General features: G+C 76.1%; 15 protein-coding genes. 8 read left to right on the plus strand and 7 right to left on the minus strand.

Annotation, left to right across the window (positions count from 1 at the left end; translation table 11 throughout):
* Positions 1-61: 61 nt before the first annotated feature.
* A complete protein-coding gene (locus ACFUEL_RS19010) occupies positions 62-739 on the plus strand; it encodes an O-methyltransferase (RefSeq protein ID WP_380237497.1) in 678 nt (225 codons plus the stop codon).
* 44 nt (positions 740-783) lie between these two features.
* Complete coding sequence (locus ACFUEL_RS19015; RefSeq protein ID WP_380237498.1) at positions 784-1,674, plus strand: Gfo/Idh/MocA family protein; 891 nt, start codon at positions 784-786, stop codon at positions 1,672-1,674.
* A gap of 116 nt (positions 1,675-1,790) precedes the next feature.
* Here the strand turns inward: ACFUEL_RS19015 and ACFUEL_RS19020 are convergent, their stop codons facing one another.
* A complete protein-coding gene (locus ACFUEL_RS19020; RefSeq protein ID WP_380237500.1) occupies positions 1,791-2,879 on the minus strand; it encodes a hypothetical protein in 1,089 nt (362 codons plus the stop codon).
* A gap of 107 nt (positions 2,880-2,986) precedes the next feature.
* Here ACFUEL_RS19020 and ACFUEL_RS19025 point away from each other — a divergent pair, with 107 nt between their 5' ends.
* The gene (locus ACFUEL_RS19025; protein WP_380237501.1) at positions 2,987-4,174 is read left to right on the plus strand and encodes a damage-control phosphatase ARMT1 family protein; all 1,188 of its coding nucleotides are present in this window, start codon (positions 2,987-2,989) and stop codon (positions 4,172-4,174) included.
* Between the two features lie 165 nt (positions 4,175-4,339).
* A complete protein-coding gene (locus ACFUEL_RS19030) occupies positions 4,340-4,852 on the plus strand; it encodes a DUF3995 domain-containing protein (protein WP_380237503.1) in 513 nt (170 codons plus the stop codon).
* Positions 4,853-4,894: 42 nt separating this feature from the next.
* Here ACFUEL_RS19030 and ACFUEL_RS19035 read toward each other — a convergent pair whose 3' ends face one another.
* From ACFUEL_RS19035 to ACFUEL_RS19050, 4 genes are all read right to left on the minus strand, one after another.
* Entirely contained in the window at positions 4,895-5,596 is a 702-nt protein-coding gene (locus ACFUEL_RS19035) for a hypothetical protein (RefSeq protein ID WP_380237504.1), read from the minus strand.
* 32 nt (positions 5,597-5,628) lie between these two features.
* Entirely contained in the window at positions 5,629-6,417 is a 789-nt protein-coding gene (locus tag ACFUEL_RS19040) for a hypothetical protein (RefSeq protein ID WP_380237505.1), read from the minus strand.
* Positions 6,418-6,471: 54 nt separating this feature from the next.
* Positions 6,472-6,987 carry a DinB family protein gene (locus ACFUEL_RS19045; protein WP_380237506.1) on the minus strand — a complete coding sequence of 172 codons (516 nt, stop codon included), beginning with the start codon at positions 6,985-6,987 and terminating at the stop codon, positions 6,472-6,474.
* Between the two features lie 106 nt (positions 6,988-7,093).
* The gene (locus ACFUEL_RS19050; protein ID WP_380237508.1) at positions 7,094-9,547 is read right to left on the minus strand and encodes an MFS transporter; all 2,454 of its coding nucleotides are present in this window, start codon (positions 9,545-9,547) and stop codon (positions 7,094-7,096) included.
* Positions 9,548-9,780: 233 nt separating this feature from the next.
* Here ACFUEL_RS19050 and ACFUEL_RS19055 point away from each other — a divergent pair, with 233 nt between their 5' ends.
* Together ACFUEL_RS19055 and ACFUEL_RS19060 are read left to right on the plus strand one after the other, a co-directional pair.
* Positions 9,781-10,728 (plus strand): GNAT family N-acetyltransferase, encoded by a 948-nt coding sequence (locus tag ACFUEL_RS19055; RefSeq protein ID WP_380237510.1) that lies wholly within the window; start codon positions 9,781-9,783, stop codon positions 10,726-10,728.
* 39 nt (positions 10,729-10,767) lie between these two features.
* Complete coding sequence (locus ACFUEL_RS19060) at positions 10,768-11,514, plus strand: class I SAM-dependent methyltransferase (RefSeq protein ID WP_380237512.1); 747 nt, start codon at positions 10,768-10,770, stop codon at positions 11,512-11,514.
* A gap of 91 nt (positions 11,515-11,605) precedes the next feature.
* Here ACFUEL_RS19060 and ACFUEL_RS19065 read toward each other — a convergent pair whose 3' ends face one another.
* Both ACFUEL_RS19065 and ACFUEL_RS19070 read right to left on the minus strand, forming a co-directional pair.
* On the minus strand, positions 11,606-12,238 hold the full coding sequence (locus tag ACFUEL_RS19065; protein WP_380237513.1) for a LysE family translocator: 633 nt from the start codon (positions 12,236-12,238) through the stop codon (positions 11,606-11,608).
* Positions 12,239-12,492: 254 nt separating this feature from the next.
* On the minus strand, positions 12,493-13,374 hold the full coding sequence (locus tag ACFUEL_RS19070) for a lysozyme (protein WP_380237514.1): 882 nt from the start codon (positions 13,372-13,374) through the stop codon (positions 12,493-12,495).
* Between the two features lie 278 nt (positions 13,375-13,652).
* Between ACFUEL_RS19070 and ACFUEL_RS19075 the strand changes: the two genes are divergently transcribed.
* Positions 13,653-14,525 (plus strand): metallophosphoesterase family protein, encoded by an 873-nt coding sequence (locus ACFUEL_RS19075; RefSeq protein WP_380237515.1) that lies wholly within the window; start codon positions 13,653-13,655, stop codon positions 14,523-14,525.
* Between the two features lie 100 nt (positions 14,526-14,625).
* Entirely contained in the window at positions 14,626-15,747 is a 1,122-nt protein-coding gene (locus tag ACFUEL_RS19080; protein ID WP_380237516.1) for a DNA glycosylase AlkZ-like family protein, read from the plus strand.
* Positions 15,748-15,881 lie beyond the last annotated feature (134 nt).

Consider the following 15,881-nt stretch of genomic DNA (forward strand, 5'->3'; position numbering starts at 1 on the left):
GTCCGGGAGCGCGGAGGGGTAGGTTCGGCAGGCCCGAAGTGATCGCGAAGTGGGGAGAGCCATGCCGAACGACCCGCAGCTGTGGAGCGCGGTGGACGAGTACGCCGAGGCGCTGCTGATCGGCCCGGACGAAGACCTGGAGGCCGCCACGGAGGCCGCCGACGCGGCCGGGCTGCCGCCGATCGCGGTCGCCGCCAACCAGGGCAAGCTGCTGCACCTGCTGGCCGCGGCCAAGGGCGCCCGGCGGATCCTGGAGATCGGCACGCTGGCCGGCTACAGCACCATCTGGCTGGCCCGCGCGCTGCCCGACGGCGGCACCCTGACCACCCTGGAGATCGACCCGGCGCACGCTGCCGTCGCCACCGCCAACCTCGAGCGGGCCGGCCTCGCCGACCGCGCCGAGGTCCGCCTCGGCCCGGCCCGGGAGACCCTGGCGCAGCTGATCGCCCGGGGCGGCGAACCGTACGACTTCTTCTTCGTCGACGCCGACAAGGCCAACATCCCGCACTACGTCGAGGCCGCCCTCGCGCTGGCGGCCCCCGGCGCGCTGATCGTGGTCGACAACGTGGTGCGCGAGGGCAAGCTCGCCGACGCCGACAGCACCGACCCGGCCGTGCTCGGCGTGCGGCGGATGCACGAGCTGATCGCCGCCGAGAAGCGGTTGGACGCCACCACCGTGCAGACCGTCGGCAGCCGCGGCCACGACGGGTTCACCCTGATCAGGGTGCTGGAGTCGTAGCCCGGTATTCGGACGGCCGGGGCCGGGGTGGAAGACTGGGCGGCATGCGCATCGGACTCCTCGGCACCGGCCCCTGGGCGGGCTTCGTGCACGCCCCCGCCCTGGCCGCCCACCCCGACGTCACCTTCGCCGGCCTCTGGGGGCGCCGCCCCGAGGCCGCCGCCGAACTCGCCGCCGTGCACGGCGTCCCGACCTACCCGACGGTCGAGGCCCTGCTGGCCGACGTCGACGCGGTCGCCGTCGCCCTCCCGCCGGACGTGCAGGCCGAGTACGCGGCGCAGGCCGCCCGGGCGGGCAAGCACCTGCTGCTGGACAAGCCGGTCGCCGCGACCGTCGACGCCGCCCGCGCCGTCGAGGACGCGGTGGCCGCCTCCGGCGTCGCCTCGGTGGTCTTCTTCACCACCCGCTTCGGCCCCACCCAGGAAGCCTGGATCACCGAACAGGCCGCCGCGGGCGGCTGGTTCACCGCCCACTGCCACTGGATCGGCTCGGTGTTCACCACCGACAGCCCGTTCGCCGCCTCCCCCTGGCGCCAGCAGAAGGGCGCGCTGTGGGACGTCGGCCCGCACGCCCTCTCCGTCCTGCTGCCCGTTCTCGGCGACGTCGAGCAGCTCACCGCCGCCCCCGGCCCGGCCGACACCACCCACCTGGTGCTGCGCCACCGCGGCGGCGCCTCCAGCACCGTCACGCTCAGCCTGACCGCCCCGCCCGCCGCCTCCGCCAACGGCGCGGCCGTCGAACTGCGCGGCACCGCCGGCGTCACCGCGCTGCCCGACCGCGACACCGAGGCCACCACCGCCTTCGCCCACGCCCTGGACGCCCTGCTGGCCGCGGCGGAGACCGGCACCCCGCACGCCTGCGACATCCGCTTCGGCCGCCGGGTGGTCGAGGTACTGGCCACCGCCGAGGAGCAACTGCTGCGCGGCGGACGGTAGTCCACGGGCGGTCGGGCGGTCGGGCGTTCCAGAAGGTTCGGTCGGCCCGGCCGGAACCCGCCGCACCCGGAGCGCACCGGATCTTCACAGAACGCCCACCGCGCGGGGGTCCGCCATCAACGCCCGGTGGGCCGCCGGTCGGCCGGGCGGCGCGGGGGGACCGGGGTGGCCGGGAAGTCGCGCGGGCCGGTCCACAGGGCCGGGACGGCGTCCGCCCGGCGGGCCAGCTCGTAGGCGACCGCCTCGTAGTTGACCCGCCAGCCCCGGAAGTGCGGCCAGGCTTCGGCGACCGTCCGCTCCAGGCCCATGCCCGCCGAGGTGACCAGCTCCGCCGCGGCGTAGAACTCCTCGAAGGTCAGCCGGATCGGCCCGTCCGGGTCCGGGTCCGGCTCGAACGGGATGCGCAGCGCCGTCGCGATGTCGCGCAGCGCGGTGAACCCGGCGCGCAGCAGCAGCCGGGCCTCCGGCGGCGCCGAGCGCGGGTTCAGCGCCAACTGCATCGCGGCGGCGTCCAGCACCGCGATCAGGCCCACCACCCAGCTGCGGTACGGCTGCGGCGAACGGAACGAGATCAGCACCGGGTAGTTGGAGTGCCCCTCGCCGAGGTCCGCCGCCAGCCGCTCCCAGTCCCGGTACAGCTCCGCCAGTTCGCCCTCGGTGCGCACCAGCGCCTGCCGGGCCAGCAGTTCGGGCCCCCAGGCCGGCTCGCCCGCCCGCGACTGCAGCAGCGTCACCTCCAACTCCCGCCGGTTGTACGCCCCGTAGAGCGTCGGCAGGTAGGCGATCAGCAGTGCGATGATCAACGGGCCGTTCGCCGCCGCCAGGAAGTCGATCACCGACAGGTGCAGCCGGTCGCCGCTGGCGAAACCCAGCGTGAACAGGCTCGACCCGGCCTCCCGGAACGCCACCCGCCACCCCAGGTCGGACGTCCCGCGCAGCAGCAGCGTGTACGCGCACAGCGTGGACAGCAGCCAGCAGCCCAGCATCCCCAGCAGGATCAGCGGCGCCAGCCAGGTCTGCGCCCGGTCGATCGCCCGGTAGCCGCCGAACGGCGCCGCGACCGTCCGCACCACCCGGCGCAGCACCGACCACAGCCGGATCACCAGCGCCGAGTACAACCCGCGCGGCACCACCAGGGTCCGCAGGATGCTGGCCGCGGTCGCCAGCAGCAGGGCGGCCCCGGCCACCGTGGAGATCACTCGCATGCGGTCATTGTGGCGTGCCGCCGGGCCCGGACCTGCCGCGGGACACCCCCGTGAAAGCATCGGAGCAGGAAGAGCGACCCGCCGAGCAGAGAGCCGAGCCGACACCCGTGCCCCACGCCCCCGCGCCCGACGCGTCCGACGTCCCCGACGTACCCGACGCGCCCGAGATCCGCATCGACGTCCCCGGCTCCTTCCCGCGGGCCGTCTTCCGGGAGCGCCACCCCGTGCTGATCGGGCAGCTGCTGGACGCGCTGCCGTACGGCCCGCGGCAGCGCGCGGCGCTGGCGGAACTGCTCGACCGCAGCACCGGCGGCGGGGTACTCGAGCCGCCGGACGCGGACACCCCGGACGGCGCGCGCTGGCGGGCCTGGGGCGAGGGGCACTGGGGGCGGCGCTGGGACGAGGCGCCGTTCCTGTGGGCGGAGAGCTGGTTCTACCGGCAACTACTGGAAGCCACCGGCTGGTTCAGGCCCGACGACGCCTGGCACGGCGTCGACCCGTTCGCCCCGTTCAAGACCGCCGAACTCGCCGGGGAGGCCGTCGACGGCGAACTGGCCGCGCTGGACGCCGAGTCGGGGCGGGACGCGCTGCTGGCCGCCGCGCTGTGGGGCAACCGCGCCGACCTGAGCTTCCGGCTCACCGCGCGGGACGACAGCGCGGCGTCCGGCCTGGTCGCCGACGACAGCGCCCGGCTGTGGGCCGCGCTGGAACGCGGCCGGGGCGGCCGGGTCGGCCTGATCGCGGACAACGCCGGCCGCGAACTGCTGCCCGACCTCGTCCTGCTCGACCACCTGCTGACCACCGGCCTGGCCGGACGGGCCGTGCTGTACGTCAAACCGCACCCCTACTTCGTCTCGGACGCCACCACGGCCGACGCCCTCGCCTGCGTCGAACGCCTGCGCACCGCCCCCGGCGCGGCCGCCGCGGCCGTCGGCGGACGGCTGTGGCGGGCGATGGCCGACGGCACGCTCGCCGTGCGCACCCACCCGTTCTTCTGCGCCCCGCTGCCCTACCGCGCGATGCCCGCCGACCTGCGCGCGGAACTCGCCGGCGCCACCCTGACGGTGCTCAAGGGAGACCTCAACTACCGCCGCCTGGTGGACGATCGGCACTGGCCGCCGACCACCCCCTTCGACGCGCTCACCGGCCACTTCCCCACCCCCGTCGCGGCCCTGCGCACCCTCAAGTCGGACGTCGCCGCCGGCCTCGCCCCGGACACCGTCGCCCGCCTCGACGCCACCGGCACCCCGTGGCGCACCAGCGGGCAGCACGCCCTGATCCAGGTTCGCGGATAGCGACCCGGCCGGTCCGGGCAGAACCACCCCATGACTCCAACGAGTTCGCCAAGCCCGTCGGGGCCGTCGGGTTCGCCCGGCCCGTCGGGGCCGTCGGGGCCCGGTGCCGGGGCGGTGGGCCGTCCGGTCCGGTGGCCCGGTCGGGCGGCGGCCGGGTGGGGGTTCTTGTTCGCGGTCCCGAGCTTCTACTGGGCGCTGGGCGGCCTGGTCGGCGCCTCGTCCACGGTCTCGCCGACGCTGGTCCAGCTGGCGCGGGAGCGGCACCCCGGCTTCCTCGCGGTGCTGTGGGTGACCGGCGTGCTCAAGGTCGTCGGCGGCGCGCTGGGCCTGGCCCTGGCGAGCCGCCGCGGGTGGGGCCGGAACGCGAACCGCCTGCTGCAACTGGCCGGCTGGGGTGCGGGCGTGCTGCTCGTCTGGCACGGGATGCTGTTCGTCGGGCAGGGCCTGCTCGTGCAGGCGCACGTCATCGGTATCGCCCCGGAACTGGTGCCGGTCAGCCGTTGGTACACCTACCTGTGGGGGCCGTGGTTCGTGGCCGGGGGAGTCGCCTTCCTGCTCGCCGCCCGGGCCCACCTGCGCGGGGTGGCCGAGCGCCGGGACGCCGCGATCGCGGGCGCGGTCGGCGGCCTCGGCGCGCTGGCGCTGTCCGCCGCGGCCCTGCTGGCGGGGATCGGATAGCCGCCCGCGTCCGCTCCGGCCCCCCGCCCGAGCACCAGTAGGTCAGAGCGCCGCCCCGTAGCCCGTCGAGCCCGCCAACAGGCGGCGGTGGCCGTCGAGTTCGGGCTCGCGCTCGGCGATCCGGCGGGCCTCGGCGAGCAGCGGGGCGGCCTGCGGCAGGTGGTCCGGGTGCTCCAGCGGGAAGGCCGGGGCCAGGTGTTGGCGCACCTGCCGGTCCGGGCAGGCGGTGAAGCATGCGGCGGCGGCCAGCCAGAACCGGGGGTACAGGTCGGCGTACGGCTCGGCGGGCTGGTGGGCGAGTCGCAGCGCCTCCCGGTACTGCTCGCGGAGCTGCTCCCCGTCGACCGAGCCGTCCCGGTACCGCGCGCGCAGCGCGGCGAGCGGGGCCGGGTCGCGGCGGGCGGGCAGGAAGTAGGCGGCCGCGGCGGCGTTCCTGCGCCGCTCCCAACTCCCTTGCTCGAGCAGGGGGATGAGGCCCTCCAGGACGGCCCGGTGGCCGATCGCGCCGATCAGCGGATCGGTCAGCTGGTGGGTCGTCGAGTGCTCCAGGGTGAGCAGCCGGAAGACCCGCCCGGCCAGCCGGGCGGTCGCGGCCGGGGCGGCCTCCAGTGCCGTGCCGAGGGCGAGCCGGGTGCTCTCGATCCGCTCGTAGGAGTCCTGGTCGAGACCGTGACGCTCCGCCTCGACCAGCAGTGCCTCGAACGCGTCCAGCCGGGCGGTGAGTTCGGCGTCCTGGGCAGTCAAGGTGCTTCCCCCTCAGTTTGGTTGACGATCCGTCAGGAGCGCTTGAACCAGCGCCGCCCCGACTTCGGGGCGGCGTCCGGAGCCGGGCCGGACGGGCCGGGCGTTCCGGACGGGCCGGTCCGGGAGTCGTGGCGCACCACGGGCAGGCCGCGGCGCTCCAGGCCGGCGATGGTGTCCGCGTGCGCCGCGGGGTGCAGCGGGACGACGGCGACCTTCGGGTAGGCGAGGTGGCGCAGCGCCTCCTCGCGGAGCAGCGCCCGCAGCAGGTGGTTGGCGACGGGGCCGGGCGGATCCTCGTCCACGGCGACGTGCAGCAGCAGTTGGGGGTCGGGGGAGTCCGGCCAGCGGGCTGACGACAGCCAGGCGGCGCGGGCCGCCGGGAAGCCGCTCATCCGCCGGGACAGCGCCTCGTGCAGGGCCGCCGCGTCCGGCCCGGTCGGCGGTTCGAGCAGCAGCCGTTCACCGCGGAAGTCGCGGGCCCAGGCGTCCAGCAGCGCCCGGGGCAGTTTCCATTCGCCCTGCCGGGAGCGCAGCACCAGTCGGACGGCCCCGCTGCCCTCCAGCAGCTCCATCATCCCGGCCGCGTCGTAGTACGTGACACCGACGGCCGCCGGCACGTCCCGGCCGGGGCCGGGCTCGGCGAAGCCGAGCACCACCCGCCCGCCCTCCGGGTCGCGGCCGGTGATCACCTCCCCGGGGGCGGCGATCGGGACGAACAGCCCGCCGTCGAACAGCGCGATGATCAGGTCCATCGGGTCGGGCTCCTGGCCGTCGAAGCGGGCGAGGAGTTGGACGAGGTGCGGGTTGGACGGTGTGGTCACGCCCGGAGCGTAGTCACCCCCGGCGGACGGCGGGCCGCCGGGGGCACGGGTGCGTCAGCGGCCGGTGCGGCCGTCGAGGAGTTCGCGCAGGATGTCGAGGTGGCCGTTGTGCCGGGAGGTCTCCTCGATCAGGTGCAGCAGGATCCACCGCAGGTCGGGGTGCCGGCCGTCGCTGTGGGGCTGCGCGGCCGGGGTGTCCAGGTCGTGCTCGGCGACCACCCGGCGCAGGCGGGCGCTCTGCTCCTCGTACTCGTCGAGCAGTTGCGGCAGCGGCACGTCGGCCGCGGTGCGCATCTCCGGGTCCGGGTCGTCGTCGGTGGCGTCCACCAGCGGGCCCTCGAGCGGCCGGCCGAGGAGGACCACGTCCAGCCAGTAGTGCTCGACCCAGCGCAGGTGGCTGATCAGCCCGCAGGCCGTCATCAGCGGGGAGTCGGGCAGCGGCGCCCGGCGGGCGTCCTCGGCGGAGAGGCCCCCGCACTTGGCCCGCGCGGTGGCCCGTGCGTAGTCGAGGAAGGTGGTCAGCTGGGTGCGCTCGTCCCAGGAGGGCGGCGTGTCGGTTCGCTCAGTCATCGTCGGCATTCTGGCCTGTTCCTGACACGGCGTCGACGGGTTTTCCACCGGGCTCGGGGCTCGGGGTTCAGGGCTCAGGGCACGAGGCTCACGGCTCCCGGGCCGGTCAGTGTGTCGTGGCGGCCACCGTCGGGCCGTCGTCCTGCGGGAGCGGCGACCGGGAGGGCAGCATGGCGCCCGCGAGCAGGGCGGCCAGCAGCAGCAAGCCGACCGCCCACCAGGACGGGGTGTCGGTGCCGTGCAGCACCGCGGTGCCGACGGCCTGTCCCGCGAACTGGGCGGTGGCCAGCGCGCCCGCGGCCCCGCCGGCCAGCCCGGGGACGGCCGTCGCGGCCGCGCAGGAGAACACCGGGACGAGGGCCAGGCCGGCGCCCAGGCCCGCGACGGCCGTTGCAACCGACAGGGGCGCGGTCGGCCCTCCGCCGTTCATCAGGGCGAGGACGGCCGCGAGCAGGCCCGCCGCTGCGGTCAGCAGGCCCGCCACCGCCAGCGTGCGCGGGGAGGCTCCCGGGCGGGACAGCCGGATTCGGGCCCAGGCGGCGCCCAGTACGGCGCCGAGCGCCAGCAGCACCATCGGGGCGAGGGTCGCGACCAGGGCCCGGTTGCTGCCCCAGCTCACTACGAAGGCCAGGGCCGGCAGCAGGCAGAGGAAGCCGGCGCCGGTCAGCGCCGTGACCAGCAGGCCGCCGAGGCGGTGCCGGGCGGGCCGGGTGTCCGGCGGCAGGAGCCGGCCGCCGCCCGACCGCTGCTGCCACCAGAGGACTTCGATCAGCGTGAGGCCGACCACGGACGGCACCAGCATCGCGGGGCTCAGCCACCGCTGGGCGGTGCCGAAGGCGAGGGCACCCGGGCCGAGGGCGCCCAGCAGGACGCCGAGCGGGGCGAAGCGGACGCGTTCCCGGCCAGGCCGCGGGGCGTCCGCCGGCAGGGCGAGGGTGCCGAGCAGCGCGGCCAGCGCGGCCAGCACACCGACGGACAGGACGAGGTCGGGGGTCGACTGCGCGAGGCCGAGCAGACCGGCCACCGTCCCGGCGACGGTGATCGAGGCGTACGTCCCGAAGGCCCCGGCCGAGCCCCCGGGGCCGCGCGGGGCGGCGGCCGCGACGGCGAGCGAGGCGGCCAGCGCGAGCGCGCCGAAGCCGCCCTGGAGGAAGGAGACGGCGAACTGGAGCGGCCCGTCCTTGTCGGGCACGGGCCCGAGCAGGCCGAACAGGTAGGCCGCCGCGAACCCGGCCAACCCGGTGGACAGGGCGCGCCGGCGCCCCGCGAGGTCGGCCAGGTGACCGCCGGGCAGCAGCAGCGCGGCGAAGGCCATCGCGAACCAGGGCAGCCCGGAGCCCCGGAGGGAGAAGGCGCCGGTCGTCCAGTTCCCGTGCACCAGGCCGAGCACCACGGCCAGTTGCGCCAGCGCGGGCACCACCCGGCTCCCCCGACTCCCCCGACTGCTCCGGTTCTCCAGGCTCTCCAGGCTCTCCAGGCTCTCCCGGTTCTCCCGGCGGGGCGCGGGCGCGGGTGCGGGCGGCACGGGGACGGCGGTGGTCGCGGCGGCCGGCACCGGGACGGCGGTGGTCGCGGCGGGGGACGGGAGGTGCGCCCGCTCGGTCGGGGTGTAGCCGGAACCCGGGGCCCGCACGGGCTCGGCCGTGCTCCGCGGCTCGGGCACGAAGTCCAGCAACTGCGCGGCGTGGCGCCCCAGTTGGATGAGGATCTCGGCGGGCAGCCACACCTCGTCGTCCCCGTCGGTGCGGGCGGCGATCTGCTCGGGGGTGGGCCGGCGGGCCGGGTCCTTGTCCAGGCAGGCGCGGACCAGCGCGTCCAGGGACGCCGGGAGGCCGGTCAGGTCGGGCTCCTCCGAGGCGATCCGGACCAGGTGGCCGATCACGTCGGACCCCTCGGCGTCGAAGGGCACCCGCCCGGTGGCGGCGTACACGAGGACCGACCCGAGCGAGAAGACGTCGCTGGCGGCGGTCAGCTCCCGGCTCCGGGCCTGCTCGGGGGACATGAAGGCGGGCGAGCCGACCACCACGCCGGTGCCGGTGCGCAGGCTGTCGGCGGCGGCCCCGGCCGCGCCGTCCACGGCCCGGACGATGCCGAAGTCGATCACCCGGGGGCCGTCCACCGTCACCAGCACGTTGGACGGCTTGAGGTCGCGGTGGATCAGCCCCGCCCCGTGCACGGCCTGCAGCGCCCGGGCCAGCCGGTTCGCGAGGATCCGCACCGAGCGCTCGGGCAGCGGGCCGAAGTCCCGGGCGACGACCGCCGCCAGGCTCGGTCCGGGGACGTACTGGGTGGCCACCCAGGGCACCGCGGCCCCGGTGTCGGCGTCCAGCACGTCCGCCGTCCAACTGCCGCCCACCTGCCGGGCCGCGGCCACCTCGCGGGCGAACCGCCGGCGGAACTCGCCCCGTTCGGCCAGCTCGGCCTGGACGACCTTGACCGCCACCGTGCGCCCGGCCTCGGAGCGGCCGAGGTAGACCAGGCCCATGCCGCCCGCGCCCAGCCGGGCGATCAGCCGGTAGGGGCCGATGTGCGAGGGGTCTTCTCCGCTCAACGCGTCCACGCCAGGAATGTAGCGGAGAAGGGCGGCCCGACGTGCCGGAACGACGGCCCCGGCGGAGCGCCGAACGACGGCCCCGGCGGAGCGCCAAGTCGGCGGCCGGGGGCTGGAGTCGGCCGCGACCGGGCCGGGCCGGGGCGTCCGCGCCCGCCGTCCGGCGGCGGAAAAGCGTTTGGGCGTTCCGGGACGGGACGGTAGAAAGGCCGCGGACACGACCGAGCGGGAGGGGAACGGCGATGGCGCTGCCGGACGGAATGACGGTGCGGCCCGCGACGGGCGCGGACGCGGCGGCGGTGTGCGCGCTGCTCAACCGGGTCGACGAGATCGAGACCGGCCAGCCGGGGACGGACCTGGACGAGGTCGAGCAGGAACTCGCCCACCCCGAACTGGACCTGGCCCGCGACAGCTGGCTGCTGCACGACCCCGACGGGCGACTGGTCGGGTACGGGCTGGTCCGCGACCGCTCCGGCGGCGAGCGGATCGACCTCGACCAGTACCTGCTGCCGGACCAACTCGCGGGCGGGCTCCACCTGTTCGACCTGATGGAGGCCCGCGCCGTCGAACTCGCCCGCCGCAACGGCGCCGAGCGCGCCGTGCTGCACCTGCTGCTCAACACCGAGCCCACCACCGACACCGGCTCGATGCGCGCCCGCGGCTGGCGGCACGTCCGCCGCCACCACGCGCTGCGCCGCGAGGTCTCCCCGCACGCCGACCCGGTGCCCGCGCCCCCGGCCGGGGTCCGGCTGCGCGACTGCGCGGCCGAGGCCGACCGGCGGGTCGCGCACCGGCTGATCCAGCAGACCTTCGCCGCGCACTACGACTTCAAGCCCCGCGACTACCCGCAGTGGCTGCAGGACATCGGCGCCGAGAGCGTCGACTGGTCCGGGGTGTGGGTCGCCGCCCTCGACGGCCACGGGGACGTCGCGGTGCTGCGCACCGGCCAGCGGCCCCCCGCCACCGCCTGGGCGTACAACATCGGCGTGCTGCCCGAGGCCCGCGGCCGCGGCATCGGCGGCCACCTGCTGCGGCACTTCTTCGCGGACGCCGCCGTCCGCGGCCTGCCGACCGCCGCCCTCGGCGTCGACACCGGCAACACCACCGGCGCGATGGCGCTCTACCTCGGGCACGGCATGGAGCTCCAGTTCGCCGTCGACACCTGGGCGTTGGAACTCCCCACCGCCTGACACCGCCCCGCACCCGCCCCACCGAGGAGAGCACCGGCCGTGGCCGACACCGTGTACGACGCCCGCACCGCCGCCGACTACCGGGCGGCCCGGGAAGTCCCCCGCGAGGGCCTGGACGCCTGGCGGGAGGCGATCGCCGAGCACGCCGCGCTCCGCCCCGGTGCGACCGTGCTCGACGTCGGCGCCGGCACCGGGGCCTTCGCCACTGCGTTCCGCGACTGGTACGGCGTGCACGTGCTGGCCGTCGAACCGGCCGCCGCCATGCGGGAGTTGATCCCGGCAGGGGAGGGGATCACGGTGCTCGACGGGCGGGCCGAACGGCTGCCCGTCGCGGACGCGGCCGCCGACGCCGCCTGGCTCGGCTCCGTCGTCCACCACCTCGCCGATCTCGACGCCGCCGCACGGGAGTTGCACCGGGCGCTGCGCCCCGGCGCGCCGGTGCTGATCCGCAACTCCTTCCCCGGCCGGTGCCAACGCGACCTGCGGGTGCGGTACTTCCCCGAGACCGCGGCCGGAGTCGACGGCTACCCGAGCGTGGAGCGCGTCACCGCCGCCTTCGCCGCGGCCGGCTTCACCCGGACCGCCCTGCGGGCACTGCCGCAGCGCTCCGCGCCGACCCTGGCCGCGTTCGCCGCCGGCCTGCGCCGCGACGCCGACAGCAAACTGCGGGCGCTGGACGACCGGGCGTGGGAGGCCGGCCTCGACCGGCTGCGCCGCGCGGCCGCCGAACGGCCGGACGAGCCGGCCGTCAGCTGGATGGACCTGCTGGTGCTGCACCGGAGTTGAGGCCCGGCCGCTCCGGCCCGGAAACGCCCGGCCCGGGAAGGCCCGGTACGAGAACGTCCGGCCCGAGAACGTCCGCCCCCCGCGTCCGGCCTCAGCGCTCGGCGGCGAGGCGCACGCCCAGGCCGATGAACACCCCGCCGGTGGCCACGTCGAGCCGGCGGCGGGCGGCCCGGCGGCGGCCGAGCCAGTTGCCGATCCGGCCCGCGAGCACGCCCACGGTGCCGTCCACCAGGAACTCCAGCCCGACGAAGACCGCCCCGAGGATCACGAACTGCAGCCAGACGCGCCCGAGTCGGGGGTCGACGAACTGCGGCAGGAAGGCGATCGTGAAGGTGACCATCTTCGGGTTCACCAGGTTCGTCAGCAGCCCGCGGAAGAACGCGCGCCGGCCGGAGAGCCCGCCCGTGCCCGGTTCGGCCCCGGTCGCTCCCGTGCCGCGGTGCCGGATGGCCTGCACGCCGAGGTGGACGAGGTAGCCGGCGCCGGCCAGGCGCAGCGCGGTGAACGCGGTCGGTGCGGCGGCGAAGAACGCGGACAGGCCCGCGGCCGCGAGCGTGATGTGCACGATCTCGCTGCTCGCGACGCCGGCGGTGGCCAGCAGCCCGGCGCGCGGGCCGCCGCGCATCCCGCAGCCGAGGACGAACAGCATGTCGGGACCCGGGCTGATCATCGCGACGAAGGTGGTGGCGAGGAAGAGGGCGAAGAGGTGCGGATCGACGGGCATGGGCCGATGGTCGCGCGGACGCCGCGGCCGGACAAGCGGTTTGCGGGGACACGAAGGATCCTTGCGGCCGACCGCCGCCCGGAGCGGAACCCTCCGGGCGACGGCGACGGCGACGGCGGCGGCGACGGTGGCGACGGCGGCTCCTCGGGCCCGGCCTTCGCCCGCGGCCGGTGCGGGGCGTGTTCCGGCCGCGGGCGGGGCGCGGTGCCGGCGGTGCCGACGGCACGCGCGGTGCGGGCGTCGCGCGGGCGGCGTCAGCCGTTGGCGAGCGCCTGGACGCGGTCGAGCGCGCCGTTGAAGTAGTTCTGGTCGCCGGGCAGCGTGCCGGAGTCGGCGTACTGCCAGATGGTCTGGTACGACCAGCCGGCCGGCAGGGTGCCGACCGAGGTGGAGTAGCGGGCTATCCAGAGCGGGCTGGTGGTGGCGAAGGAGGAGTTGTTGCCGGTGCAGGTGCTCCACCAGTTGGTGGTGGTGTAGATCACCGGGTAGCGGCCGGTCTTGGTGTGCACGGTGTTGGAGAAGTCCCGGATCCAGCTGACCATCCCGGCCTGGCTCAGGCCGTAGCAGGTCGCGCCGTACGGGTTGTACTCGATGTCCAGGGCGGGCGGCAGGGTCCTGCCGTCCCTGGACCAGCCGCCGCCGTGGGCGACGAAGTACGCGGCCTGGGTGGCGCCGCTGGAGACGTTCGGCAGCGCGAAGTGGTAGGCGCCGCGGATCATCCCGACGTTGTAGGAGCCGTTGTACTGCTGGGCGAAGTACGGGTTGGTGTAGCTGGCGCCCTCGGTGGCCTTGACGTAGGCGAACCGGGCGCCGTTGGCGTAGGCGGTGCTCCAGGCGACGTTGCCCTGGTGGCTGGAGACGTCCATGCCCTTGGTCTGGGTGGCGGCCAGTGCTGCGAAGGTGCTCGCGGTGTCGGTTGGGTTCGGGTTGGCGTTGCCGCGGCCCTCGTGGGCGACGACGGTCGAGCCGGCGTGGTCCTGCTCGGGGTGGAAGCCGGCCGGGACGCCCGGCTGGGCGGCCTGCGCGGGGGTGGTGGCGACGGCGGCGGTGGCGCCGAGCAGCAGGGCCGCGGTGGCGGCCGCGGCGGCGGCGCGGCGGAGGGCGGGGGAGGTGCGGACGGTGCCGGAGACGGACATGGCGACTCCTCGATCCGGTGGCAGCGGCCCGGTCGGCCGCATGCGGAGAAGATATAGTCATGGCCCCGTCAGTCAACAGAGTGTTGAAACCACATATCGAATGAACGTATGTAGAGCGAACAGCCATAGGTGTGACAACTGAACACCCGCCGTTCCACCGGATGTTGACGGAGGGACAGGAGTCGACCGTGCTGGCGCACCCGCCCGCGCCGGAGGTAGCGTGTCAACGCGCGTCCCGCTGCCGGGACGGCCGCACCGATACGGACGATGGGGGAGCGGTGCCGGACGGACGCCTGCTCGCGGTGAGCGACCTGCACGTCGGCATGGCCGAGAACCGCGCCACCCTGGAGGCTCTCCGCCCCACCGGCCCCGGCGACTGGCTGATCGTCGCGGGCGACGTCGCCGAACGCGTCCGGGACGTCGAAGCCGCCCTGCGCCTGCTCGCCGACCGCTTCGCCAAGGTCGTCTGGACGCCCGGCAACCACGAACTGTGGACCACCGCCGACGAGCAGCCCGCCCTCGCCGCTCCCGAGCGCTACCGGCTGCTGGTCGAACGCTGCCGCGCCCTCGGCGTCGCCACCCCCGAGGACCCGTACCCCGTCTGGCACGGCCCCGACGGCCCGTACGCCGTCGCCCCCGTGTTCACCCTCTACGACTACAGCTGGCGGGTGCCCGGCGTCACCGACAAGCAGCAGTCGCTCGCCCGCGCCCACGACAACGGCGTGGTCTGCACCGACGAGTACCGGATCGACCCCGCCCCCTACCCCGCCGTCGACGACTGGTGCCGCGAGCGCGTCGCCGCCACCGAGGAGGCGCTCGCCGCGCACGACCCCGCGGTGCCGCTCGTCCTGGCCGGCCACTGGCCGCTCGACCGCCGCCCCACCGACGTCCTGCACTACCCCGACTTCGCCCAGTGGTGCGGCACCGAACTCACCGCCGACTGGCACCGCCGCTTCAACGTCGCCGCCGCGGTCTACGGCCACCTGCACATCCCCCGCACCACCTGGTACGAGGGCGTCCGCTTCGAGGAGGTCTCGCTCGGCTACCCCCGCGAATGGCGCCGCCGCGGCCACCCGCGCGGGCTGCTCCGGCAGATCCTGCCCTACCCCGGCCCGGCCGAGCAGCCCGTCCCGCCCGCGCCCGCCGCCTGACAGTGCCGGCCGCCTGACAGCGCCGGCCGCCTGACAGTGCCGGCGGCTAGGGTCGGAACCCCAGGGCGGCGCAAGCGCGGAGAGTACGGAGGGGCGCACGGTGGGCGGACTCGAACTGACGACGGGCCAGGTGCTGGAGTGGCGGCTGGGCCGGCAGCACCTCGGCGCGGGGCGCGCGGCGGACGGCCCGGTCGCCGTCGCCCGGCGGCTCGCCGGGGTGCAGGCCCAGGTCCCGGGCGCCGCCGAGCTCGCCGTCGCGCTGCGCACCGGCCCGCGGGGCGCCGAAGCGCTGCGCGCGGACTTCGCCGAGGGCCGCCTGCTGCGCACCTGGGCCCAGCGCGGCACCCTGCACCTGCTCGACCCGCACACCGCCGCCGACGCGCTGGCCCTGATCGGCTCCGCCCGGACGTGGGAGAAGCCCGCCTGGACCAGGCAGTTCGGCGCCACCCCCGCCCAGGTCGCCCAACTGGTGGACGTCGTGGGCGAGTTGCTCCACGGCACGGTGCTGACCAGGGAGGAGCTGACGGCGGCGCTGGCCGCCGACCCCCGGTTCGCCCCGCTCGCCGCCCAGCTCGCCTCGGGCTGGGGAGCCCTGTTGAAACCGCTGGCCTGGCAGGGCGCGCTCTGCCACGCGCCCGCCCCCGGCGGCCGGGCCGCCTTCACCCACCCCGCCGGCCACAGCCCCGACTGGCCCGGCCTCCCCCCGGTCGAACAGGCCGGCCCGCGCCTGCTGGCCGCCTACCTCGGCGCGTACGGTCCGGCCGGCCTCGACCGCTTCGACGCCTGGCTGTCCCGCAACAGCCTGCGCAAGGGCGTCCTGAAGGGCTTCGCCGCCGACCTCGGCGACCGGCTCACCGAGGTCACCGTCGACGGCGCGCCCGCGTACGCGCTCACCGAGCACCTCGACGAACTGGCCGCCGCCGTCCCCGCCGCCTCCGTCCACCTGCTCGGCGCCTTCGACCAGTACGTGCTGGGTCCGGGCACCAAGGCCGCCGAGATCCTCCCCGCCGCCCACCGCGCCAAGGTCAGCCGCACCGCCGGCTGGATTTCCCCGCTGCTGCTGGTCGACGGCCGGATCACCGGCACCTGGGAGCAGGACGGCCCCGTCCTCACCGTCACCCCGTTCGAGCAGGCGCCGCCCGCCGCCGCCCTGGCCGCCGCCGCCGAACGGCTGGCCGCCGCCACCGGGGCGGCCGTCCCCGAGCTGCGGGTGGCCGACTGAACCGGACCGGCTGACCGAACCGGCTGACCGAACCTGCCGACCGGACCGGCCGCGCGGGCCGTCCTGGAACCCCGGGTCCCGGAACCCCGGAACCCCGGGGCGGGGAGGGGCGCGGTCGGCCCCCGGCCCGGGGC

The sequence above is a fragment of the Kitasatospora sp. NPDC057198 genome (genome assembly GCF_042670125.1).
Lineage (GTDB): Bacteria > Actinomycetota > Actinomycetes > Streptomycetales > Streptomycetaceae > Kitasatospora.